Below are 23,973 nucleotides of genomic sequence, written 5' to 3' on the forward strand. Positions count from 1 at the left end.
GGTCAGTTTCGGCTAATTGCAGTTAGCCAGAATCCCCGCGATCGCATCGTGCTCTGCCTGGGTGGCCCACAGCTGGTACTTGGCTTTGACGGCGGTCTGGCGGACGACGTATTCGCACCGGAAGCCCTTGTTCGGCGGCAGCCAGGTGGCGGCATCCTTGTCGCCCTTGGCACCGTTCGTGGGGCCATCGGCGGCCATCAGGTTGAGGGGATCGTTCGCCAGCTGCCGGCGCTGTTCGGCGCTGAGCTGCTGCGCGCCTTTCTGCCAGGCATCGCTGAGGGCCACGAGATGATCGATCTGGACGGCCGAGCTGGTGGTGTTGCCGCGGACAAAGTTGATGGTTGCGCCTGTGTACTTGTCAGCCAGAATGCCGGTGGTGACAACGCAGTTCTGTGTGCCGGGCTTGAACGTCTCACCGTCGAGATCCCTGGCGAGGATATCGTTGCGGGTATCGCAGCCGTTCCGGTCGACGTCGGCCCAGGCGGGGCCGAATTCCTCACGGGCGTAGCCGGTCTTTGGGGCGCGTCCCTTGATAGGGATGGATTCCAGCCGGGTCCGGGCCGTAGCAATTTCCTCCGGGCTTAGCGGTTCGGCCGGGCTTCCCGACGACGGCGCTTCCCTGACTGCCTCGGCTATCCCGCTGGCCGCCTGGGTTGCCGCCTGCGCGGCGGCGTCACAGCCGGCGAGGGCGCCTGCGAGAAGCAGGCTGGTGAACAGGGTGAGTGCCTTGGCGGCGGCTGAACGGTTGATCGGGATGTCCTTCAGGAGTGCGGCGGAGGTGAACAGGCTACTAGCGCCTGCCGCCTTAACCGTTCCGGGCTGCGTGTGGAGTCGGTCACGATTCGGGACGCGGCGACCGTCCGGCACTGCGGCAGACCCAAAGGTGCGCGGCGACATGGCTCGGCATTGCGCGGCAGACCCAAAGGTACGCGGCGGGGCCCGGCACTGCGCGGCAGACCCAAAGGTACGCGGCGGGGCCCGGCACTGCGCGGCAGACCCAAAGGTACGCGGCGGGGCCCGGCCCTGCGCGGCAGACCCAAAGGTACGCGGCGTCCGCCGCCTCCAAATACTTTTCCGGAAACTTTCCGGGGAAGGTCTTCGCGGGCCTTGAATGTCGTACCCCCTTGTCATGCTGGAGGTATGGATAACAGGGCAGGTGCAGAGGTGTTGGAGGCCATCGCGGCTTCTGCTTTGCAGCTGGCCTGTGTGCTCCGGGGGACGGATCCGGCCGACATCCCGGCAGGCGCGCCGGCGGACTGCCCCGCGGAAGGCCCGGTGCCTGGCGCTTTCGCAGCCGGCCCTTCTGCGGCTGACTCGGACCCGCTGCGTTGGCAGGCTGAGGCGTGTCTGACGGTCCTGTCCGGCGCGGCCGGGTTGGAGGCGATGGTTGCCGCTGTGAAGGTCCATGCGGCCGGCGGGTATGACGAGGCCGCCCAAGTGATCGCGGGGCCCATCATGTCCCCGCAGGAGCAGACAGCCCAGGAAATGGGCACGGTGGCCGAGGTTGCGTGTGCCCTGACTGTCAGTGAACGTACGGCCGGCGGGCTGCTGGGCGAGGCCCAGCGCTTACGTAGTGCCCTGCCGCTCACGCTGGCTGCTCTGGAGACAGGGTCGATTTGGTGGCAGCACACCCTGATCATGGTCGACGAAACCACCAACCTGGACCGGGACGGGGCAGCGGCGTTGGAGGCCCATTTCCTGGACCCGGAGGCACCGAACCCGGCCAGGAGCCCCGCCGGGGACCTTACGCCCGCAAGGTTCCGGGCGAAAGCCAGGACGTGGCGGGAGCGGAATCACCCGGAAAGTATCGAAACACGCCACACCCGGTCTGCCGCGGACCGTCGGGTCGAATTCTGTCCGGACCGGGACGGGATGGCCTGGCTCTCGGCTTACCTGCCCGCCGATCAGGCTTCCGGGATCTGGGCACGGACCACCGCAGACGCCCGCGCCCTCCAGTGCCCTACCGAAGGCCGGACCCTCACCCAGCTACGCACGGACATCCTCGCCGGCTTACTCCTCGGCGCCGACCATCACACGGGCGGGACCACCGGTGGGGCAAGCGGCCTGAACAGCACTCGGGACGGCACTCTGAATGGTGCTTCCGGGATGATCCCCTCACCGACAGCCCAGGTCCTCGTCACGGTTCCGGTGTTCGCGCTGATGGGCCTGACCGGTGAACCCGCCATCCTCGACGGATACGGACCGATCCCGCCCTCCATGGCCCGCGCCCTCGTCGCTAATGGTGCCGAGTCGTTCCGCCGGGTCCTGACCGATCCCCGGGACGGGGCACCGTTGGAGATCGGGCGGGAAAGCTACCGGATCCCCAAAGCACTGCGCCAATGGCTCCGGCTCCGGGACGGCAAATGCCAGTTCCCCGGCTGCTCCAACCCATCCCTGGACAACGAAGCCGACCACCTGAACGCCTGGGCCAACGGCGGGAGCACCGGGATCTCAAACCTGGCCCAACTCTGCCCAAAACACCACCGACTCAAACACGCCAGACCCTGGCAACCCACCGAAGCCACCAAGGATGAGCCGCCCGGCTGGACCTCACCCACCGGCCGCCACTACCAAAGCGAACAACCCGACCGGGAACCACCACACTGGCCGGGCCAAATGGCGGACGGACTCCACAACGGGGAATTTGGCTCCTCACTGCCCCACAGCCGACTACAGGCAGATCCCGGCCTACCCGGTCCACCTCCGGGCAACGCTGTGCCCTCAGACGACCTATGGGGTGACTACAACTTGGCTGCCGATCGTTTAGATGGCTGCGTCATCGAAGAAAGTTCACTGCCAGAGGACCCGTTTCCGGGAGATCCCTTCCCGGAGCCTAACCTGGGCCGCTTTCCGCTGCCCGACGTCGATCTTCCGGACTATGTGCTGTACCCGGACGACGCATTGCCGGGACGGCCCCTCCCCCAGGACCCTTGGCCTGACTGGGCGCGATCTCTAGCCTGACTGGGCACGTTCCCTAGCCTGACCCGGCAGCACCCACGACCGGGGGCCGAACCGCGGAACTATAAGCCAGCCAGCACCGGCACCGGTCCGCAGTTCGGCCCTAGGCCGGACTCGTGGTTATTGATTTGTCAGTCGTGCGATCCAACGCCCCTCTGTCGGCGCGACGGCATCAGGACCTTTGCGGCGACCCGAGCTCCACGGGATCTTCGTCCGTCAGGTACGCCAGTTCCGAGTGGGCTGCGAGGTCGATGCCCCGCATTTCGTCCTCGGGCTTGATGCGCAGGCCAATCGTCTTGTCCAGGATCTTCGCCAGGATCCACGTGATCCCGAACGAGTAGGCAAGGACTGTCACGGTTGCCAGCGACTGGACACCCAGCAACTCAACACCGCCACCGTAGAACAGGCCGTTGACTGCGTTGGGTGCTGCGTCCGTCGCGAACAGGCCGATCAGCAGGGTTCCCAGAATGCCGCCCACGAGGTGGACACCGACAACATCGAGGGAATCGTCGTAACCGAGGCGGAACTTCAACTCAATGGCCAAGGAGCAGACGGCGCCTGCGATGGCACCGATGGCCAGTGCGCCCAGCGGGCTCACAGCGCCACAGGCGGGAGTGATGGCTACGAGGGCCGAGATCAGGCCGGACGCTGCGCCCATGCTGGTGGCAGCACCGCGGCGGAGACGCTCAACCAGTGCCCAGGCAAGCAGGCCGGCGGCAGCAGCAACGGCAGTGTTAAGGAAGACAACTGAAGCAGACTGGCCTGCCGAGAGTGCGGAACCTGCGTTGAAGCCGAACCAGCCAACCCAGAGCAGCCCCGCCCCGATAAGCACCAGCGGCCGGCTGTGCGGCTTGGTGTGCTCCATCTTGGGCCAGCCGGAGCTCTTACCCAGGACCAGAGCCAGGGCAAGGGCTGCGGCGCCGGCGTTCATGTGCACGGCAGTTCCACCGGCGAAGTCGACGGCCTTGATGCCGCTGGCGATCCAGCCGCCGGTGACGCTGCCGTCGGCCGAGGAGAACGCGAATACCCAGTGTGCGATGGGGAAGTAGACGACGGTTGCCCAGATTCCGGCAAACAGCATCCACGCGCCAAACTTCATCCGGCCGGCTGCCGCTCCCGCAACCAGGGCCGTAGTCACACAGGCGAAGAACAGCTGGAACGCGGCGAACAGTGCCACCGGGATCGAGGCTGCCTCATCAGCGGCGAGCAGCTGGCCCATCCCCGGGAATTCCGTGATGTCGCCGATCAGCCCCAGGCCACCCACTGAGTTTCCGAAAGCCATGGAGTAACCGAAGAGTGCCCAGAGCACCGCCACCAGGCTGGCGCCGCCGAAGCACATCATCATCATGTTGAGAATGCGACGAGACCCCACCATGCCCCCGTAGAACAGGGCGAGGGCGGGGATCATCATACAAACCAGCGCAGAGCTGGCAAGAATCCAAGCGACATTTCCCGAATCCATGGGAAACCCCTTTCGTGATGCGAAGAGAGAACGGAAATTGCGCGTCAAGACCACTCCGGAGGAGGGACGCGGAGTCAGAGCCACGTTCGTCGGAGGGCAGCTATTGCCGTCTGTTTCCACTGTAGGGCGGCAGTTCCGCGGTGGGTTTCCGGCTGGTTAAATCAACGTTGCAGTCACCGGGCGGATGTGTTTCGGGTTCCGAAACCTACTTGGCAGAGATCGCCAGGAACCGGATGGGCAGGTCCAGAAGCTCAAGCGGGCCGTGCGGGCCTTCGCCGTCCAGGAGCAGGGAGTCCCCCGCCTCCATGGCGTACTCGTAGGACCCGTGTCCGTAGACCATTTTCCCGGCCAGCATGTAAATAAACTCCGTGCCCGGGTGCTGGAAAAGCGGAAAAACGTCGGAGGCGTTGGTCAGGGTAACAAGGGTGGGTTCGAGCGCGTCAGTCCTGCCCTTGAGCGTGCCCAGGACCCTGTACTCGTGGCCGTGCTGCGTTCCGCTGCGGACGGTGAGGCTGCCCTCGCCGCTCTTGGTGAACGTTGCGTCCCGGTCTGTATCGGCTCCGCGGAAGAGTGCGGTGACCGGAATCTTGAGGCCGTCGGCCAGCCTTTGCAGCGTGGTCAGCGAGCACGACGTGGTTGCCGTTTCGATCCGGGAGATCATGGCCTTCGACAAGCCCGTGCGGGCAGCCAGCTCTGCGGAGGAGAGACCATGGGACGTGCGGTAACGCCGGACCTGCGTGGCGATGACCTGTTCCAGTTTCCCGGGGAGGGAAGCGGCGTCGGCAGTTTCGCCCTCGCCGGTTGCGGCGTCGGCCTCATCCCGGGCGTGTTTGGTCATAGGAGCCATCATAGGGCTGTGGCGGCGCCGGCCAAGCCGGCGCCGCCACACCCTCCAGGCAGAAGAGCCACCATTTCCAGGGTTACGGGGCGCCGGGAATCCAGCTGGTGCCGGCCAGCGGCACGCGGGCCATGGCCGATGCTTCGATGGTCAGGGCCACCAGGTCCTCCGGTTCCAGGTTGTGCAGGTGCGATTTGCCGCAGGCCCGGGCGATGGTCTGGGCTTCCATGGTGAGCACGCGCAGGTAGTTGGCCAGGCGGCGGCCGGCGGCCACCGGATCCAGTCGCGAGGACAGTTCCGGGTCCTGGGTGGTGATCCCGGCAGGGTCGCGGCCGTCCTGGAAGTCGTCGTAGAAACCGGCGGCGGAGCCCAGCGCCGAGTATTCGGCGGCGTAGCGGGGGTCGTTGTCGCCGAGTGCGATCAGCGCCGCGGTGCCGATGGCGACGGCGTCCGCACCCAGTGCCATGGCCTTGGCCACGTCGGCCCCGGTGCGAATGCCGCCGGAAACGATCAGCTGGACTTTCCTGTGCACGCCGAGTTCCTGCAGCGCCTGGACGGCCTGCGGGATGGCGGCGAGCGTGGGGATGCCGACGTTCTCGATGAACACCTGCTGCGTCGCGGCGGTCCCGCCCTGCATGCCGTCCACCACCACAACGTCAGCCCCGGACTTCACGGCCAGCGCAGTGTCGTAGTACGGCCGGGAAGCGCCGATCTTGACGTAGATAGGCGTCTTCCAGTCAGTGATCTCGCGGAGTTCGCCGATCTTGATTTCGAGGTCGTCCGGGCCGGTCCAGTCCGGGTGACGGCTGGCGGAGCGCTGGTCGATGCCCACGGGCAGGGTGCGCATTCCGGCGACGCGTTCGGTGATCTTCTGCCCCAGGAGCATGCCGCCGCCGCCGGGCTTGGCGCCCTGGCCCAGCACGATCTCAATGGCGTCCGCTTTGCGGAGGTCGTCCGGGTTCATGCCGTAGCGGGACGGGAGGTACTGGTACACAAGGTGCTTGGACTGGCCGCGCTCCTCAGGTGTCATGCCGCCGTCGCCCGTTGTGGTGGAGGTCCCCACCTCCGATGCGCCGCGCCCCAGCGCCTCCTTCGCGTTGGCGGACAACGCCCCGAAGCTCATTCCCGCGATGGTCACCGGAGTCTGCAGGTGCAGCGGCCGGGTGGCGTGCCGGTCGCCGAGGACGACGTCGGTATCGCACTTTTCGCGGTAGCCCTCCAGCGGGTAGCGGGACATGGAGGCGCCGAGGAAGAGCAGGTCATCAAAGTGCGGGACCTTGCGCTTGGCGCCCCACCCGCGGATGTCGTACACGCCCGTGGCGGCGGCGCGCTGGATGTCCGCGATGGTGGCCCGGTCGAACGTGGCTGACTCGCGGAGGCCGAGTGCAGCGATGTCGGGCGCGCTGACGTCCGGCGCAGAGGCGGGGGCAGGGAGGGAGGTGATGGTCATGGTGGCCTCCTAGTAGGCAGTCGAGTTGTCGACGTTGAAGTGGTAGAGGTTCCGGGCTGAGCCATAACGCTTGAAGTCGGCCGGGTTCTCCGTGCGGCCGGCGGCGGCGAGCAGTTCGCCGAGTTCGGCCAGGTGCTCGTCCCGGAGCGGCTTTTCGACGCAGTCCGCGCCGAGCGAGGCCACCGTGCCCTTCACGTAGATGCGCGCCTCGTAGATGGAGTCGCCCAGGGCTTCGCCGGCGTCGCCGCAGACCACCAGGCGTCCGGCCTGTGCCATAAACGCGGACATGTGGCCGATGTTTCCGCCCACCACAATGTCCACGCCCTTCATCGAGATGCCGCAGCGGGCGCTGGCATTGCCGTCGATGACCACCAGGCCGCCGTGGCCTGTAGCCGCTGCGGACTGGGACGCATCACCCGTTACGTGGACCCGGCCGGACATGATGTTTTCGGCGAGGCCGACGCCGGCATTGCCGTTGATGGTCACGTCGCCCTTTTGGTGCATCCCGGCGGCGTAATACCCGGCGTGGCCTTGGATGGTCACCTGGATGTCCGCGGTGATGCCGACGGCGAGGCTGTGTTTGCCACCGGGGCTGGTGACCGTCCACGACTGTCCGTCGACAGCGACATGGAGGGCCTGGTTGAGTTCGCGGACCGGGCTCCCGGCAAGGTCAACCGCCATGGCGGTTTCCGCCAGGGCTCCCAGCGTGGGGGCTTCAGGGGCTGTCAGAGTGACCATGTGTAGACCTTTCCGGGTTCCGGTTCAAAGATGCGGGCGTTTTCGATGCCCGGCAGGGCTGCCAGGGCACGGTATTCGGAGGCCATGGCCACGTAATCGTCCGTTTCGGCGATGATGGCGGGCTTGCAGGCGATGAGGTCGCGGACCACTGCCATGCTGTCCGCGGTGGTCACCACCAGGGTGTAGAAACCGTCCAGGACCTTGCCCAAATTCACCAGGGCTTCCTCGAGCGTGTCGCCCTGCTGCAGCCGGGAGGCCACGTAGCGGGCGCCCACCTCGGTGTCGTTCTCCGAATCGAACACCACGCCTTCGCGCTTGAGGTCCCGCCGCACCGTGGCGTGGTTGGAGAAGGAGCCGTTGTGGACCAGGCAGAGATCGTCGGCCACGGAGAACGGGTGCGAACCGCCGGCCGTCACAGCCGATTCGGTGGCCATCCGCGTGTGGGACAGGCCCTGGCTTCCGGCCATCGCTTCGAGCCCGTGCTCGGCAGCAATTTCCATCGGGTGGCCCACGCTCTTCATCACCGCAACATGCTCGCCGCGGCCGATGATAGTGGAGCCGGGAAGGGTCTCGCTGACCGCTTTCACCAGGAGATCAGTCCCGACGGCGGCGCTCACCAGGGTTGTGTCGCCCACCACCTGCACGGCAGCGGCGGCGGAGGCCGGCAGCAGCTTTTCCAGTTCACGGGTAATGGCGTCGAGCGGTATTCCCTGGTCCCTGCCAAGGAGGCTGAGGGTGGAGGTCCCCGGCGAGACGAGGCCCGGGGTGTTGTAGACGGCCAGGCCGGCCGAGTCCGGTCCGCGGTCCACAATCTGGCAGAGCATTGAGGACAGCAGGCTGCCCATCCGGGGGTGCAGCAAGGGGTTGCGCAGCTGCAGCGCGGCAATTCCACACATGGTGTGTCCTTTACTTGTGGCGGTTCTAAAGAGCCTTGGTGGTCAGATCGAGGTCAGGTACGTCCGGATTTCCCAATCGCTGACCTCGTTGTGCCAGCTCAGGAATTCTTCTTCCTTGGCATCCGCGTAGTACCCGCCGATCTCCGGGTCCCCGCTGAGGCTGGCCAGGATCACCGGGTCCCGGCGGAGCGCTTCGACGGCGTGGAGCAGGGTGGCCGGCAGCAGGTGGGCATCGGGCCTGGACTCCCCCGGGCCGGAAGGCGGCCCCGGATCCACACCCCGCTGCACACCGTCCAGGCCCGCCGCAATGGCGGTGGCAATGGCGAGGTAGGGGTTGGCCGAGCCGTCACCCGAGCGGAGTTCGATCCGCTTGTTGTCCGGGACGCGGATCATGTGGGTACGGTCGTTTCCGCCGAAGGACGCCTTCCGCGGCGACCAGGTGGCGCCGGAGGAACTGGTGGTTGCCCCCGAGCGCTTGTAGGAATTCACGGTCGGCGCCAGGAAGGCCTGCAGCGCGGGCGCATGTTCCAGGATGCCGCCGATGAACGAATAGGCGAGCCCGGACAGCCCAAGTCCGCGGCCGCCTGCTTCATCCGGGTTCACCGCTCCTTCCGGGTTCACTGTTCCGTCATCACCCGGGAACAGCGCCTCGGCGCCGGACCACAGCGACAGGTGGAAGTGCAGGCCGGTGCCGGTCCGGTCCGTGAACGGCTTCGGCATGAACGTGGCGGTCATGCCGCGCTGCTCTGCCAGGATGTTGAGGATGTAGCGAAGGCTGACAACCCGGTCCGCCGTGGTCAGTGCGTCGGCGTAGTTGAAATTCTGTTCGAACTGGCCGGCGGCGTCCTCGTGGTCGTTGGCGTAATTTCCCCAGCCGAGGGAATTCATCGCCTCGGAGATGGAGGTGAGGTGGTCATACATGCGGGTGACGCCGCGGGCGTCGTAGCAGGGGCGGGGCGAGTCGTCGCGCGCATCCGCGGTACGTAGGGTCCCGTCGTCGTTCTTGTTGACCAGGAAGTATTCCACCTCGGCGCCGATCTTCGCCTGCATGCCCTCTGCGGCCAGCCGGGCCAGGGTGTTCTTCAGGATCACGCGCGGCGCGTAGGGCCAGGGCTTGCCGTTGACGTGCGGGTCGCAGTGAACGATGGCCAGGCCCTCCCTGATAAAGGGCACCGGAGTGAAGGAGGCGACGTCCGGCACGGCGATCAGGTCCGCGTCCTGCGGCTTCTGCCCGATCAGCCCCGCCGCATACCCGGCGAAGCCCAGGGCGCCGGACTCCAACTGATCGGCGGCTTCCACCGGGACGAGCTTGGCGCAGGGCTTGCCTGTCATGTCCACAAAGGTGGCCAGCAGGAAGCGGACATCGTGGGCGCGGGCAATGTCTGAGAGGGAAATCCTTCCGTTCACGGGCAGCGGGACCGGCGTCGGCAGGCCCTCGGGTCCGCGAGCCGGCGTGAACGGCGATCGGGATACAGCAGGGGTGGCGACACTTGTCATCGAAACATTCCTGTCCTGTTTGGTGTTAGATACTAGTAAACCTTGTTGCACCACAGTATCCATAGGCCGTTACGGGCATCGGACAGGAATGTTAATTGTTTATTTCCCGCTTAAACGCCAGCGGCCACCGACCCCCTGCCGGGGTCGGTGGCCGCTCTGAAGCGGTAGTGCTAGATAAGTCCCTGCGCAAGCATGGCGTCAGCTACCTTGACGAAGCCGCCGATGTTGGCGCCCAGCACGTAGTTGCCGGGCTCGCCGTATTCGTCGGCGGTGGACGCGCAACGGTCGTGGATGCCCACCATGATTTCCGTCAGGCGCTGCTCAGTGTGCTCAAAGGTCCACGAGTCGCGGCTGGCGTTCTGCTGCATTTCCAGCGCCGACGTGGCGACGCCGCCGGCATTGGCTGCCTTGCCCGGGCCGAAGAGCACCCCGGCCTCCTGGAAGACGGACACGGCGTCACGGGTGGAGGGCATGTTCGCGCCCTCGCCGACCGCCACCAGGCCGTTGCGGACCAGGCGGGCGGCGGCATCGCCGTCGAGCTCGTTCTGCGTGGCGCAGGGCAGCGCCACCTTGGCGTCGACATCCCACACGGACCCGGCTTCCACGTAGGAAACGCCGGGACGGCGGAGGGCGTAATCCTTGAGGCGTCCGCGCTCCACTTCCTTGATCTCACGCAAAAGCGCGACGTCGATGCCGGCCTCATCCACGATGTAGCCGGAGGAGTCCGAGCAGGCCACCACACTGGCGCCGAGGGTCTGCGCCTTGGCGATGGCGTTGATTGCCACGTTGCCGGAGCCGGACACCACAACGCGCTGGCCGTCGAAGGACATGCCGCGGGTTTTCAGCATCTCCTGCGTGAAGATGACGGTTCCGTAGCCCGTGGCTTCCGGACGCACCAGGGAGCCGCCCCAGGAGATTCCCTTGCCCGTCAGGACGCCGGATTCGTAGCGGTTGGTAATGCGCTTGTACTGGCCGAAAAGGTAGCCGATCTCGCGGCCGCCCACGCCGATATCGCCGGCCGGCACGTCCGTGTACTCGCCGATGTGGCGGTACAGCTCAGTCATGAAGGACTGGCAGAACCGCATGATTTCGGCGTTGCTGCGGCCGCGGGGATCGAAATCGGAGCCGCCTTTGCCGCCACCGATGGGCATGCCGGTGAGGGCATTCTTGAAGATCTGCTCAAAACCGAGGAACTTCACGATGCCGAGGTAGACCGACGGGTGGAAGCGCAGGCCGCCTTTGTAGGGGCCGAGGGCGGAGTTGAATTCCACCCGGAAGCCCCTGTTGATCTGCACGCGTCCGGAGTCATCGGTCCACGGCACCCGGAAGATGATCTGGCGCTCAGGCTCGCACAGGCGCTCAAGGATGGCAGCTTCGATCAGCTCAGGGTGCCTGTCGTGGACGGGGCCCAGACTCTCGAAAACCTCGGTCACGGCCTGGTGGAATTCAGCCTCGCCGGGGTTTCGCGCCAGGACCGTATTCCGGATAGCTTCAAGCCGCGCGTCCACACCGTCTCCTCAAATTTGTTAAATGTTCAACATGAAATGATAACAACGTTTGTTCCTGCTGAACTTTTTGTGTCGCTGGTCCTAAGATTCTCCATTTGACGCCGCCGGCGAAGGAACGGCGGTTGCGGCCCTGCCCTTCACCTGGCGCTGCCGGTTGGGAGCGCGGGCACCTGACGTGAAACCATACGGATCATGGCCCAAAAGATTGCGTACCAGGGTGAGCCCGGCGCCAACTCCAATATCGCGTGTCAGCAGATGTTCCCCGGCATGGAGAGCGTTCCGTGCGCCAGCTTCGAGGACGCCTTCGAGCTTGTCTCCAGCGGTGAGGCCGAGCTGGCAATGATCCCCATCGAGAACTCGATTGCAGGCAGGGTGGCGGACATCCACATCCTGCTGCCGCAGTCGCACCTGCAGATTGTGGGCGAGTTCTTCCTGCCCATCCACTTCGACCTGCTGGGCATCCCGGGGGCCACCATCGAGGCGGCCACCGAGGTCCACAGTCACATCCATGCCCTGGGCCAGTGCCGCCGCCTGATCCGCGACGCCGGGCTCCGGCCCGTCATTGCCGGCGACACCGCCGGCTCCGCCCGGGAAGTCCGCGAGTGGAACGACCCCACCAAACTGTCGCTCGCTCCTCCGCTCGCGGCCGAGATCTACGGCCTCGAAGTGCTGGCTTCGCGCGTTGAGGACGATCCGTCCAACACCACGCGGTTTGTGGTCCTGGCCCGCGAAAAGGAACTGCCAACCCGAGAAGAGCTGCCCGGCCCGGCGGTGACCAGCTTTGTATTCCGCGTCCGGAACGTCCCGTCCGCGCTGTTCAAGGCACTCGGCGGCTTTGCCACCAACGGCGTGAACATGACACGGCTGGAGAGCTACATGGTGGGCGACGAGTTCGCCGCCACCATGTTCATGGTGGACGTTGAGGGCCACCCCGAAGACCTGCCGCTGCGGCTGGCCCTCGAGGAGCTGGACTTCTTCACGACGGAAGTCCGGATCCTGGGCGTCTACCCCGCAGCCGACCACCGGACGGCGCGGGCGCTCAGCAGCTGAACGCGCGACGCCCGCCCGGCACCGAGCCGTCCGGCGCCGGGCGGCCGGGCGACGCCGGCCCGCCGGCGGGCGCGTCACTCTTTTTGTGCAGTGTCCGCGGCGTCGTCCCCGGCAGCTTTCACGACGGCGATGGAGCCCGTGGCGGTGGGCATCGGCGGCGTGAGGACCGAGGCGTAATCGTGCTCCGTTGAGTAAGTCAGGAACCCGAGGTGGGCCTCATAGCGGTCCAGGACGTCGTCGATGATCTGCTGGTGTGTCACACCCATCAGGTCGTAACCCTCGGAGCCGGTCTGCGCGAACACTTCCACCCGGTAATACACGTCGGTCTCGCGGGACATGCGCCCGCCAAACATGGGCACCGGCGCTTCAACAGCCTGCACCTGGTAGTGGAAATCGCGGTGGTTGGGGATGCTCACCACCAGGGCGTGGCTGGAAATGTTGGCTTCCTCGTTGGGGAGGACATCCAGGGTTGCCTCGTAGCCCTGTTTCCTGAACTCCCTGAGCACATCGGCCAGCGCCGGCTGTACAACCCGTTCCATAAACTGGGCCACCTGTTTCTTGGACGGGTAGGAACGCATTCCGGCCAGCCGCTGGCGCCAGGTCCGGTCCGGCACCATGCCGCCGTGCGCCGCCGTCGACTGCCTGCGCAGGACCTGGCCCTCGCGCTCGGCCCGTTCCATTCGCAGCGCCTTGGAGAAGGACGCCATCACCAGCCACGCGATGACCGTTACCGGGAGGGCGAAAATCAGGGTGGCGTACTCCATGGTGGTCACGCCGCCTGCCACCAGCATCGCCACGGTGAGCACTGCCGTCAGAACTGCCCAGAAAATGCGCAGCCACTTGGCGCCGTCCTGGGACGGATCGGGGATGGTGGAGGAGAAGTTGGACATCACCATGGCGCCGGAGTTGGCGCTGGTGAGGTAGAACAGCATGCCGGACAAGGTGCCCAGGCCGATGAGGAAGCTGGCGCCGGGGAACATATTCAGCAGGGCGTACCAACCCTCCTGCGGGCTGTCCATGGCCAGTTGCGCGAACTCCGAATTCCCGTTCAGGACCTCGTGCATGGCGCTGTTGCCGAAGATGCTCACGATCAGGAAGTCGCAGAGCACCGGGGCGGTGATCGCTGCGATGACAAACTCGCGCAGGGTCCGGCCGCGGGAAATGCGCGCGAGGAATAGGCCCACGAACGGGCCCCAGGCCAGCCAGAACGCCCAGAAGAACAGGGTCCAGCCGGCCATCCATTCGGAGCCGCCGTCCTCGTAGGCGAAGGTCTGGAGCGTGCGGTCCGGCAGGGTAAAGACGAACCGGCCGATGTTTTCCACCATCGAGTTGAGCAAAAATGAGGTCTGGCCGGTCACGAGGATGTACAGCAGCAGGGCCGCGGCACTCCAGATGTTCAGCTCGGAAATCCAGCGGATTCCCTTGTCCACGCCGGAGGTGCAGGCCGCGATGGTGAGCACGACGGCGACAATCACCAGGGCGATCTGCAGGGCCAGCCCCTCGGGCAGGCCGAACAGGATGGAGAAGCCGACGTTCAGGAGCACCACGCCGATGCCCATGGAGGTGGCCACGCCGAAGACGGTGCCCACCAGGGTGACAATGTCGATCGTGTCGCCGATGCCGCCGCGGACGCGCTTGCCCAGCAGCGGGTACAGGGCAGCCCGGATGGAGAGCGGCATGCCCCACCGGTAGGCGAAATAGCCCATGGCCATGCCGAGCAGCGCATACATGGCCCAGCCGGCAATGCCGTAGTGGAACATGGTCCACACCACGGCGTCCTGGGCGGCGGCCGGCGTCTGGCCTTCCCCCACGGGCGGCATCATGTACTGGGTGATGGGTCCGGTGACGGAATAGAAGAGCATGTCGATGCCCACGCCGGCGGCAAACAGCATGGCCACCCAGGTGAAGAGCTTGTACTGCGGACGGGAATGGTCCGGGCCGAGGCGGACTGAACCCTCCTTGGACAGGGCAACCCACAGCACAAAGCCGATGACCACGGTGACGGTGAGGACGTAGAACCAGCCGAGGTTCTCTGCGATCCATGCCACCACGGTCTTCATGGTGGACTGCGCACTGGCCGGGACCAGCATCGCCCAGACTGAGAACGCGATGATGATGACGGAGGCGATGATGAACACACGCCAGTTGACCTTGGGCTGGCGCTCCTCCACGAGTTCAGCGGGCCCGCGGCTGAGCTCCTGCCTGGAAACCGGGGGGCGGTTTTCGATTTCAGGCCCGCCGCGCCGCCTGTCGGTGCCGCCAAGCTGGCTGCGGGGAATCAGCGCCTGGGGTGGTTGGTCTCCGGGGCGACGCGATTTTCCTTCTTCTTCAGCCATAAATCCTCCTCCGATTGGGCGACGAGCTTGGGCCGGCGGCAGCGTAAAAAGGCCGCCAGCAGCCTCAGTCCCAGCGGAGAGGAGGCGGTGCACAGAAGTGCACCCTGTCGTGCGACCTGCCTTCCCATGCTAGTACAGGCCCGGAAATCGGGACCGGGGAGGTGTGCGTTGGGTTAGGTCCCCTTGCCCTGGAAGGCCGGCAGAAGGGGTGCGAAGAAAGCGGCGAGCTCCGCCGTCGCTGTCAGCGGCAGCACGTTGGCGACGTACTGGTCCGGGCGGACCACCACCAGAACACCGTTCCGGTCCAGGCCGCGCAGTTCGAAGATGTCGGCGGCCGGATCGGCGGCGTACACCTTCTCATAGTCGGTCAGCCGGAACGGCCCGACGTGCGGTTTGAACACCGCGGGCACGGCTCCGATGTCCACGTGGGTGTAGTCCTGCTGGTAGATCACTTTGACGTCGAACCAGGCGTCGAGGTCAGCGTCCGACGGCGTCGCGGCCAACGGTGATTCCGGCGAGTTCGCGAGCCACTCGGCCAGGTCCGTGGTGGGTGACGGGGAACCTGCACCGGCCGGATCCGCGAAAACGTAGATCCGCCAGCGGCCGTCTGCCGTGGCGTGATGGCCGAGGTGCACGGGATTGGTGTCCCCGACCCGGCGCACCGGCGCGGACTTGAAGCGCTTCCCGATGGTGAACCCGGTGGCAAGCTCCTGGTGGGTGGCCTCGGCGGTGAGCATGGACGGCTCGTACTGGGTCATAAACCCGGCCGGGAACTCGGCAGTGCGGACATAGAAGTCCTCCAGCTCGGACGGACTTTCAAATTCTTCCGGCTTCTTGGCCATCATCGTGGACCATACCTTGTCGAAGTCGATGAGGTTCTTTGCCACGACCTGGCGCTCCGCCGAGTAGGTGGACAGCAGGGTGGCCGGGCTCCGGCCCTCCAGCACGTGGCCAAGTTTCCAGCCGAGGTTGAACCCGTCCTGCAGTGAGACATTCATGCCTTGGCCGGCCTTGGCGCTGTGCGTGTGGCAGGCGTCGCCCATGATGAACACGCGGGGCGTGCGGGTGGCACGCTCCTCCGGCAGGACGTCGTCGAACCGGTCCGTGAGGCGGTGGGCCACCTCGTACACGCTGTGCCATGCGACGTTGCGCACGTCCAGGCTGTACGGGTGGAGGATGGCATTTGCCTTGTGGATGATCTGCTCGATGGTGGTGCTGCGGACCGCCGCGTGGCCTTCTGCGTTCACCTCGCCCAGGTCAACGTACATCCGGAACAGGTGGCCGCCCTCGCGCGGGATGAGCAGGATGCTCCCGCCGGAACCGGACTGGATGGCGCATTTGGTCCGGATGTCGGGGAAGTCCGTCACGGCCAGGACGTCCATAACGCCCCAGGCATGGTGGGCCTCGTCTCCTTTGAGGGTGCAGCCGATCGCTGCCCGCACCTTGCTGCGGGCGCCGTCCCCGCCCACGACGTACTTGGCGCGGACAACGCGTTCCTGCCCCTCGTTGGGACCGGCGGTATGGCGGAGCGTCACGGTGACGGGATGGTCGCCGTCGCCCCGTGTGAGATTTACGAACTCATAGCCGTAATCGGGCTTCATGCGGGTGGGGGCGTTCGCCATGTACTCGGCAAAGTAGTCCAGCACGCGCGCCTGGTTGACGATCAGGTGGGGGAATTCGCTGATCCCGTGCGGGTCATCTTCGGTCCGGGCGGCGCGGATGATCCGGGTATGGTCTGCGGGATCCGGTTTCCAGAAGGCCATCTCCGTGATTCTGTACGCCTCCGCGATGATGCGCTCGGCGAAGCCAAAGGCCTGGAAGGTCTCAACACTCCTGGCCTGGATGCCGTCGGCCTGGCCGATCACCAGCCGCCCGGGCCGACGCTCCAGGATGCGGGTGGTCACGCCCGGGAACCGGGAGAGCTGCGCGGCGGTGAGCATGCTGGCCGGGCCCGTTCCGACGATGAGCACATCCACGTCGTCGGGAAGTTCTTCGGGCCGGTCAAGGCCAACGCCGGCTGCCGGGAGGACCCTTGGGTCCCCGGATACGTAACCGTAGTGGTGGAACTGCATTTGGATTTCCTCACTTCGTTGTGCGGACTCACTGCAGGGCAAACACCCTCTGAATATCAGCATCGAGCGTTGAGCCGGAACTGTACAGTGCCGCAGGCCCCAATCGCCCTCAGATGAGCATCGCCTGCCGCACACTGGCGGCCGACGCGGCGCCGCCGTCGCCTGACGAGGAGACCCTTCCTGCTGCGAGGACGTAGTAGCTGTCGGCAGCATGCAGTGCGAAGCCGATGTGCTGCTCCACCAGGATGATGCTCATGCCGTCGCGCCGGGACAGGTTGATGATTGTCGCCTCGATCTCGGCCACAATGTTGGGCTGGATGCCTTCGGTTGGTTCATCCAGGATCAGCAGGCGCGGGCTGGTGATCAAGGCGCGGGCGATCGCCAGCTGCTGCCGCTGGCCGCCGGACAGCAGCCCGGCCCGCCGCGCCAGCAGCGGCCGGAGCGCGGGAAACATGTCGAGGGCCTCCGCCACGCGTTCGGCGCCTTTCCTGCGGCCGTCCGCGATGAGCTGCAGGTTCTCCAGCACAGAAAGCTGCCCGAACGATTGCTGGCCTTGCGGAACATAGGCCATGCCCCGCGCCACCCGCTGGTGCGGGCGGAGGCCGGAGATGTCCTCCCCGTCCAGGGTGATGCGTCCGGCCGTTGGTTTGAGGAGTCCGACGACGGCGCGCAGCAGTGTCGTTTTGCCGGCACCGTTGTGCCCCAGCACAGAGACAACGGCACCGTCCGGGACGGTGACGTTCACCCCGGAGATCACCTGGGTACGGCCATACCCGGTCTGCAGGTCTTCGATTTCCAGCATCAGTGGCCTTCCGTTCCAGAGGTCCCGAGGTAGACCTCCTGCACTTTCGGATCTGCCTGCACCTGCGCAACACTTCCCTCACTGAGGACCTTGCCCGCTGCAAGGACAGAGACGGACATGGCGAACTCCCGGACGAAGTCCATGTCGTGCTCGATAACCAGGGTGATCCTGCTCGCCGCGATGCGGCGCAACAGTGCGCCTGTCTCCGCGCGCTCGTCCTGGCTCATCCCTGCGATCGGTTCATCCAGCAGGAGGACGTCCGAATTCTGCACCAGCAGCATGCCGATCTCCAGCCATTGCTTCTGCCCGTGCGCCAGGATCCCCGCCTGCTTGTCCGCCGCACCTTCCAGGCCGATGATTTCCAGCGCCTCCTCCACCGCCGGCTCCACGGCCTTCCGGCGCCGCAGCATCTGCAGCGGGCCTCGTCCCGAGCCGGCAGCGATGTCGAGGTTCTGGAGCACGGAAAGGTTCTCAAACACGCTCGCGGTCTGGAAAGTGCGCCCCACACCCAGCCTGGCGATCCGGTGAACCTTGCGGCCGAGGATTTCCGTGCCTGTGTGGTTCACCGATCCCGTTGCCGGCACCAGGCCGGTCATGGCGTCGATCACGGTCGTTTTCCCGGCACCGTTGGGCCCGATCAGGAACCGCAGATCCCCCTGGATCACATCAAGATTGACGTTGTCCACGGCGAGGAACCCGTCAAAGGACACCGAGAGGTTGCGGACTTCAAGGTATTTGGGCCGGCCGTGGCGCAGGCCGCCCGCCTGGGGCTCCCCCTCTGGGAGCAGCGTGGGTGTGCTCATCTGCTGACCTCCTCAGGCGCTGTTGCCCTGCCGTGAGCTGCAGGATTCGGCACATCGGGGTCCGGCTTAACCGGCCCGGGCGCTGGCGGATCCGGGACTGGGGGCTGCGCTCCACGCGGGACTTCGCGCCGCCTGCGGACCAGGGCCGGCAAAGACGCGAGCCCGCCCGGCATAAAGCCAATGACCAGGACAAACAGCAGGCCCTGGAAGTAGACCCAGAAGGACGGAAAAGTGGAAGACAGGCCGGACTGGGCAGCGGCGACGCAGACGGCGCCCACCACCGGTCCCAGCAGAGTGGCGCGGCCTCCGATTGCGACACCGATCAGGAACGCGATGGAGGGGATCACACCCACATCCGCCGGCGAGATAATCCCGACGAGCGGGACGAACAGCGCTCCGGCAACGCCGGCCAGCACAGCAGCCACCACGTAAATGACGGTTTTGACGGTGGCCGGGTCGTAGCCCAGGAACCGGACGCGTTCCTCCTGGTCGCGCACGGCAACCAGCAACTCGCCGAACCGGCTGTGCATCAGCTCCCGGGCAACGGCGAGCGAGAGCAGGAGCACCACCGCCGCGATCATGTACAGCATGAGCTTGTTGTTCGGGTCCTTCAGGTCAAACCCGAAGAAGGACCGGAAGCCGTTGAGTCCGTTGGAACCGCCGGTTGTGGCCTGCTGGCCGATCAGGAACACAGCGAAGGCGGCCGCGAGGGCCTGGCTGAGGATCGCAAAATAGGCGCCTTTCACGCGGCGCTTGAAGATCGCCAGGCCCAGCACGAGTGCCACCAGCCCCGGAACCAGGACCACGGCCAGGAGCGTCACCGCCGGGCTCCGGAACGGTTCCCACCAGCCGGGCACCTCCCCGCTGCCGTACAGCGACATAAAGTCCGGCACTCCGGAACCGCCGAACAGTGATGCGTCGGCCAGTTTCATGTGCATGGCCATGATGTAGGCGCCAAGTCCGAAAAACACCCCCTGCCCCAGGGTCAGCATGCCGCCGCGTCCCCAGGCCAGGCCGATGCCCACCGCCACGATGGCAAAGCAGAGGAACTTCCCCAGCAGGCCCAGGTTGAACGCCGGAAGGATCGCGGGGGCAACGCCCAGGAGCAAGACCGCCCCCAGGGTGAATCCGGCTGCGGTTCCCACCGGGCCGCGCAAGAGTGTTTTCATGCCAGGCTCCTCGTTATGAGGCTGAAAATGCCCTGCGGCCGAAGCTGCAGGAACACCACAATCACGATCAGGATCAGGACTTTGCCGATGCTGGCCGTCGTCGAGTATTCAAAGACGGACTGAAGCACGCCCAGGGCAAAGGCGGCGATGACGGCCCCCTTGATCTGGCCGATGCCTCCTGCCACCACCACCAGGAAGGCGTCCACAATGTAGTTGGTGCCCAGGTACGGGCTTGTTGAGCCAATGAGGGTGACGGCGACACCGGCGATACCGGCCAGGCCGGAACCGATGAAGAACGTCAGCTGGTCGCTGCGCCGGGTGGAGACCCCGGACGTTTCGGCGAGGTCGCGGTTCAGGACAACAGCCCGGATGCGGCGCCCTAGCGGGGTGGCTTTCAGGAGAAGGACCAGGCCGGCCAGGCACAGCAGCGAAAGGCCCAGGATAAAGAGCCGGGTCAGCGGGATGGGGGCGCCCAGCAGCTCGATGTTCCCCTGCAGCCACGCGGGTGCCCGGACGTCCACGCTGGGTGCACCGAAGATGTCACGTGCGGCCTGCTGAAGGATCAGCGCCACCCCGAAGGTGACCAGGAGGGTATCCAGGGGCCGGTGGTACATGCGGCGCAACAGCACCGCCTCGAGCACCAGCCCCAGGACACCTCCCACCAGGAAGCCTGCAGGAATGGACACCAGCAGCGATGCGCCGGCGTCGGAGATGGCCTGCTGGACCACAAAGGCCGTGTAGGCCCCGGCCATCATGAACTCCCCGTGGGCCATGTTGATGACCCCCATCTGGCCAAAGGTCAGCGACAGTCCCAGCGCCGCCAGGAGCAGCACGGAGCCAAGGCTGAGTCCGGCGAACATCTGCCCTATCAGGAGTTCCATTCCAGCAGGCCTTCCCCTCGATGTTTCCGCGGTCCGTTACTTGGCCAGGTCCTTGGCCCAGTCGTAGGTGGCAAGGAACGGATCCGGTTCAACGGCCGCGGGCGAGGACCACACGGTGTCGATCAGGCCGTCGGCGTTGATCTTGCCGATGCGGGGGGTTTTGGTGATGTGGTTGTTGTCCCCGTTGACCGTGACCAGGCCTTCAGGGGCTTCGAAGGTAACCCCGTCCGCGGCGGCCTGCACCTTGTCCACGTCGAATGAGGCGGCCTTCTCCACCATCGCTTTCCACAGGTACAGCGACGTGTAGGCAGCTTCCATGGGGTCGCTGGTGACGCGGTCGGCGCCGAATTTGGCCTTGAACGCGGCGACGAACTTCTTGTTGGCGGGCGTATCCAGGGTCTGGTAGTAGTCCCAGGCCGTCAGTTGGCCCTGCACGTTGTCCAGGCCGACGCCGGGAACTTCCTCTTCGGCGATGGAAACCGAAACCACGGGCATGCTGTCCGCTGTCAGGCCAACGCTCTTGTACTGGCGGAAGAATGCCACGTTGCTGTCGCCGTTAAGTGTGTTGAAGACTGCATCGGCTTTGGAGTCCCGGACCTTGTTGACGATGGTGGAGAATTCCGTCGAGCCCAACGGGGCGTACTCTTCGCCGAGGATTTCGATGCCTTTGGCCGCGGCGTAGGCCTGGATGATCTTGTTGGCTGTCCGCGGGAAGACGTAGTCGCTGCCCACCAGGAAGAGGGACTTGGTTCCCTGCTCCGCCAGGTAGTCCAGCGCGGGGATGATCTGCTGGTTGGTGGTGGCACCGGTGTAGAAGATGTTCTTCGAGGACTCCAGGCCCTCGTACTGCACGGGGTAGAAGAGCAGTGCGTCGTTGGCCTCAAACACCGGGAGCATCGCCTTGCGGCTTGAGGAGGTCCACCCGCCGAACACCGCGGCGGTACAGTCCTGCTGGATCAGTTTCCCGGCACGCTCCGCGAACTTGGTCGGTTCGCTGGCGCCGTCCTCACTGATGACTTCGAGCTGTTTGCCCAGGACGCCGCCGGAAGCGTTGATCTCTTCGGCGGCAAGGGACAGGGAGTCGAAGACCGTGCTCTCACTGATGGCCATGGTGCCGGACAGCGAGTTGATGAACCCCACTTTGATGCTGCTGCCGGAGGTGTTGACACAGGACGTGCCGCTGCTGGCGGTAGAGCCTGCCGACGCCGGGTCCGCAATCTGGCTGCCGCAGCCTGCCAGGACCGTGGCCATGGCGGCCGCCGCCAGGGGAAGGAACGCGCGTTTGGTGACCGTAACCCTCATGTGTACCTGCTTCTCACTCCGCCGCTGCACTGGTCAGCGGCTCGCCTCCGGGGTTTTGAGAAGTAACCCCTTGCGATGAATGTAAGAGCGAATTGTTTCAGCAGGCTGCGTGGTTGGTTTCGAGGCCGTTTCGGATTGGGCCCTCGGCCCCGGCGGGGGCCGGGCTTACCGTAAACGTGTGGAATAAACAGCGGGCAGGCACGGCCGGAAAGTTAAACCTGCGGGAAATATTCCGCACCGTAACTTTGGCCGCACCGCCGGACATACTGCGGTCGAAGCGCGTTAGCCTGCCGCCGGCGCCACCCTTGTCCCGGAACTGAACTGGTGGCGGGCCCAACGGGCGAGTTTTTTGCCCTTGCCCTTCCACCAGCTGTCTTCGTCCTTGCCATGGTGGAGGCGGAAGATGATTGCCACCATCACAAACATGGACATACCGACGTCGGTCCAGGACCAGGACATTGCGTCAATAAGCACGCTCGCGCCGGTGGCGATGATGGACGGGATGGCAAGCGTCCGGAAAACGGTGCTGGCCAGGTAGCGCCGGTGGGATCTCGGCACCGACAGCGCGCGCACCATGTCAGCACACGCACACGCCGCCACCAGCGTCTGGCCGATGGCAAGCAGGATCAGCCCGACACCGGACCCGGCAAAATTAACCACAGAAGAACCAAACACGTTAAACCCCCCAGAGGCTTGAACGAACCTGTGCTGTGAGACCAGCAATAGTTACATTAAAGACATTTCGGGCGGACCCGTCACGAGTAGTGGGTACTCTATTTTTCCGGCACCTAGGTTCCCAACGCCCTGGGGCGCCACACCACAACGGCCTGGGACCGTGCGCGGGGCCGCTGCCCGCGGGCAAGGCTCACCACATCGCCCGCGGCCCCGGCAGCGAAGATCCTGGAGTCCAGGGGATCACGACGGCGCGCGATCTCCTCGGTGAGCTCACTCACCCTGCGCTGGAGTGCGGCCACCTGGTTCTCGAGCTCAAGGATGCGCTTGATGCCCTCAAGCGAGACGCCCTCGTGGGAGAGCCGCTGGACCTGGCGCAGCATGTTCACGTCGCGCTGCGAGTACCTGCGGGACTTCCCCGGCGCCCGGCTGGGCGAGACAATGCCCAGCCGGTCGTACTGCCGGAGTGTCTGCGGATGCATGTCCGCCAGTTCAGCCGCCACCGAGATCACGAAGATCGGCTGGTCAGCACTGATGTCCACGGTCTGCTCCGCTGCTTAGAGCCGGGCCTTGGCGGCCAGGCCCTGTCGAACATCGGCGTCGGCGGTGGCTTCGGCAAACGCCTTGACGGCCGCCTCGGCCTCTTTGTTCAGGTTCTTGGGAACCGCGACGTCGATGGTCACCAGGAGATCGCCGGTCGCCTTGCTGGTCTTTACACCGCGGCCCTTGACCCGGAGCGTGCGGCCCGACGGAGTGCCGGCCGGAACGCGGACCTTAACCTTTTCGCCGTCGATGGTGGGCACCTCAATGTCCGCGCCCAAAGCAGCTTCCGGGAAGGTGACCGGGACGTGGATGCGGAGGTTGTCGCCGTCGCGCGTGTAAAAATCGTGGGGCTTGACGGACACGGAAACGACCAGGTCGCCGTTGCCGGCCGGGGACGCCTGGCCCTTGCCGCGGACGCGTACTTTCTGGCCGTCCTTGATGCCTGCGGGAACCCGGACGTCGATGACTTCGCCGCTGGGTTCGCGCAAACCGATGGTGGTGCCGCGGATCGACCCTGCGAAGGAGATGCTGGTGGTCGCTGTGCGGTCTGCGCCCTTCTGCGGTCCGCGCTGGAAGCCGGTCTGGCCGCCGAAGCCGCCGCCGAACAGGTCGGCGAACTCGGGCGGAATGCCGCCGGCTGTGCTGAACCCGCCCGAGTGACGGCCGGCGTTGCCGGTAAACAGACCGCCGAACATGTCCTCGAAACCGCCGTTGCCGCCTGCGGCTCCGCCCGGCGCGAACCTGGCCCCGCCGCCCATGGCCCGGATGGCGTCGTACTGCTGGCGCTCGTCCGGATCAGAGAGCACCGAATAGGCCTCGGAGATGTCCTTGAACTTCTTCTCCGACGCAGCGTTACCCGAGTTGGTGTCCGGGTGGTGCTGGCGGGCAAGTTTCCGGTACGCCTTCTTGATGTCGGCGTCGGAAGCGTCCTTGGCGATACCAAGGATCGCGTAAAAGTCCTTGTCCACCCAATCCTGGCTAGCCAATGGCGTTTCC

General features: G+C 65.7%; 20 protein-coding genes. 2 read left to right on the top strand and 18 right to left on the bottom strand.

The window, feature by feature from the left end; translation table 11 throughout:
- Window positions 1–12: 12 nt before the first annotated feature.
- A complete protein-coding gene (locus IDT60_RS18480) occupies window positions 13–897 on the bottom strand; it encodes an HNH endonuclease family protein (RefSeq protein WP_370590704.1) in 885 nt (294 codons plus the stop codon).
- A gap of 243 nt (window positions 898–1,140) precedes the next feature.
- Between IDT60_RS18480 and IDT60_RS18485 the strand changes: the two genes are divergently transcribed.
- Window positions 1,141–2,961, top strand: a complete 1,821-nt coding sequence (locus IDT60_RS18485) for an HNH endonuclease signature motif containing protein (RefSeq protein WP_191080171.1) — start codon at window positions 1,141–1,143, stop codon at window positions 2,959–2,961.
- Window positions 2,962–3,130: 169 nt separating this feature from the next.
- On the opposite strand, the gene IDT60_RS18490 is transcribed toward IDT60_RS18485, so the two are convergent.
- The 7 genes from IDT60_RS18490 to gdhA all read right to left on the bottom strand — a co-directional run bounded on the left by IDT60_RS18490 (window position 3,131) and on the right by gdhA (window position 11,347).
- Window positions 3,131–4,420, bottom strand: a complete 1,290-nt coding sequence (locus IDT60_RS18490) for an ammonium transporter (RefSeq protein ID WP_164204390.1) — start codon at window positions 4,418–4,420, stop codon at window positions 3,131–3,133.
- Window positions 4,421–4,625: 205 nt separating this feature from the next.
- On the bottom strand, window positions 4,626–5,258 hold the full coding sequence (locus IDT60_RS18495; protein ID WP_223883803.1) for an XRE family transcriptional regulator: 633 nt from the start codon (window positions 5,256–5,258) through the stop codon (window positions 4,626–4,628).
- Window positions 5,259–5,340: 82 nt separating this feature from the next.
- Window positions 5,341–6,708, bottom strand: coding sequence for an FMN-binding glutamate synthase family protein (locus tag IDT60_RS18500; RefSeq protein ID WP_223883804.1), 1,368 nt, complete (start codon window positions 6,706–6,708; stop codon window positions 5,341–5,343).
- A gap of 9 nt (window positions 6,709–6,717) precedes the next feature.
- Window positions 6,718–7,446 carry a protein glxC gene (locus IDT60_RS18505; RefSeq protein WP_191080173.1) on the bottom strand — a complete coding sequence of 243 codons (729 nt, stop codon included), beginning with the start codon at window positions 7,444–7,446 and terminating at the stop codon, window positions 6,718–6,720.
- Window positions 7,434–8,342, bottom strand: a complete 909-nt coding sequence (locus IDT60_RS18510) for a glutamine amidotransferase (RefSeq protein ID WP_191080174.1) — start codon at window positions 8,340–8,342, stop codon at window positions 7,434–7,436. Before IDT60_RS18510 ends, IDT60_RS18505 begins: the two co-directional genes overlap by 13 nt.
- Window positions 8,343–8,384: 42 nt before the next feature.
- The gene (glnT, locus tag IDT60_RS18515) at window positions 8,385–9,839 is read right to left on the bottom strand and encodes a type III glutamate--ammonia ligase (protein WP_223883805.1); all 1,455 of its coding nucleotides are present in this window, start codon (window positions 9,837–9,839) and stop codon (window positions 8,385–8,387) included.
- Between the two features lie 170 nt (window positions 9,840–10,009).
- A complete protein-coding gene (gdhA, locus tag IDT60_RS18520) occupies window positions 10,010–11,347 on the bottom strand; it encodes an NADP-specific glutamate dehydrogenase (RefSeq protein ID WP_191080175.1) in 1,338 nt (445 codons plus the stop codon).
- 192 nt (window positions 11,348–11,539) lie between these two features.
- On the opposite strand from gdhA, the gene IDT60_RS18525 reads away from it, so the two are divergent.
- Window positions 11,540–12,397: a prephenate dehydratase gene (locus tag IDT60_RS18525; protein WP_164204362.1), complete on the top strand. Its 858-nt coding sequence runs from the start codon at window positions 11,540–11,542 to the stop codon at window positions 12,395–12,397.
- Between the two features lie 74 nt (window positions 12,398–12,471).
- Here IDT60_RS18525 and betT read toward each other — a convergent pair whose 3' ends face one another.
- The 10 genes from betT to IDT60_RS18575 form a co-directional block, all read right to left on the bottom strand.
- The gene (betT, locus tag IDT60_RS18530) at window positions 12,472–14,733 is read right to left on the bottom strand and encodes a choline BCCT transporter BetT (RefSeq protein WP_191080176.1); all 2,262 of its coding nucleotides are present in this window, start codon (window positions 14,731–14,733) and stop codon (window positions 12,472–12,474) included.
- A gap of 173 nt (window positions 14,734–14,906) precedes the next feature.
- On the bottom strand, window positions 14,907–16,805 hold the full coding sequence (locus IDT60_RS18535) for an FAD-binding monooxygenase (RefSeq protein ID WP_191080177.1): 1,899 nt from the start codon (window positions 16,803–16,805) through the stop codon (window positions 14,907–14,909).
- Between the two features lie 109 nt (window positions 16,806–16,914).
- Window positions 16,915–17,607, bottom strand: coding sequence for an urea ABC transporter ATP-binding subunit UrtE (gene urtE / locus IDT60_RS18540; protein ID WP_191080178.1), 693 nt, complete (start codon window positions 17,605–17,607; stop codon window positions 16,915–16,917).
- Entirely contained in the window at window positions 17,607–18,410 is an 804-nt protein-coding gene (gene urtD / locus IDT60_RS18545) for an urea ABC transporter ATP-binding protein UrtD (RefSeq protein WP_191080179.1), read from the bottom strand. The genes urtE and urtD overlap by 1 nt, the downstream gene beginning before the upstream one ends.
- Window positions 18,407–19,579 carry an urea ABC transporter permease subunit UrtC gene (gene urtC / locus IDT60_RS18550; protein ID WP_191080180.1) on the bottom strand — a complete coding sequence of 391 codons (1,173 nt, stop codon included), beginning with the start codon at window positions 19,577–19,579 and terminating at the stop codon, window positions 18,407–18,409. The genes urtD and urtC overlap by 4 nt, the downstream gene beginning before the upstream one ends.
- On the bottom strand, window positions 19,576–20,460 hold the full coding sequence (urtB, locus tag IDT60_RS18555; protein WP_191080181.1) for an urea ABC transporter permease subunit UrtB: 885 nt from the start codon (window positions 20,458–20,460) through the stop codon (window positions 19,576–19,578). Before urtB ends, urtC begins: the two co-directional genes overlap by 4 nt.
- A 36-nt stretch (window positions 20,461–20,496) precedes the next feature.
- On the bottom strand, window positions 20,497–21,762 hold the full coding sequence (gene urtA / locus IDT60_RS18560; protein ID WP_191080182.1) for an urea ABC transporter substrate-binding protein: 1,266 nt from the start codon (window positions 21,760–21,762) through the stop codon (window positions 20,497–20,499).
- A gap of 282 nt (window positions 21,763–22,044) precedes the next feature.
- Entirely contained in the window at window positions 22,045–22,422 is a 378-nt protein-coding gene (locus IDT60_RS18565; protein WP_223883806.1) for a hypothetical protein, read from the bottom strand.
- Window positions 22,423–22,550: 128 nt separating this feature from the next.
- On the bottom strand, window positions 22,551–22,976 hold the full coding sequence (locus tag IDT60_RS18570) for a heat shock protein transcriptional repressor HspR (RefSeq protein ID WP_164204345.1): 426 nt from the start codon (window positions 22,974–22,976) through the stop codon (window positions 22,551–22,553).
- Window positions 22,977–22,991: 15 nt separating this feature from the next.
- Window positions 22,992–23,963 carry a DnaJ C-terminal domain-containing protein gene (locus IDT60_RS18575; RefSeq protein WP_191080183.1) on the bottom strand — a complete coding sequence of 324 codons (972 nt, stop codon included), beginning with the start codon at window positions 23,961–23,963 and terminating at the stop codon, window positions 22,992–22,994.
- Window positions 23,964–23,973: the final 10 nt, after the last annotated feature.

The organism is Pseudarthrobacter sp. BIM B-2242, assembly GCF_014764445.1.
GTDB lineage: Bacteria > Actinomycetota > Actinomycetes > Actinomycetales > Micrococcaceae > Arthrobacter > Arthrobacter luteus_A.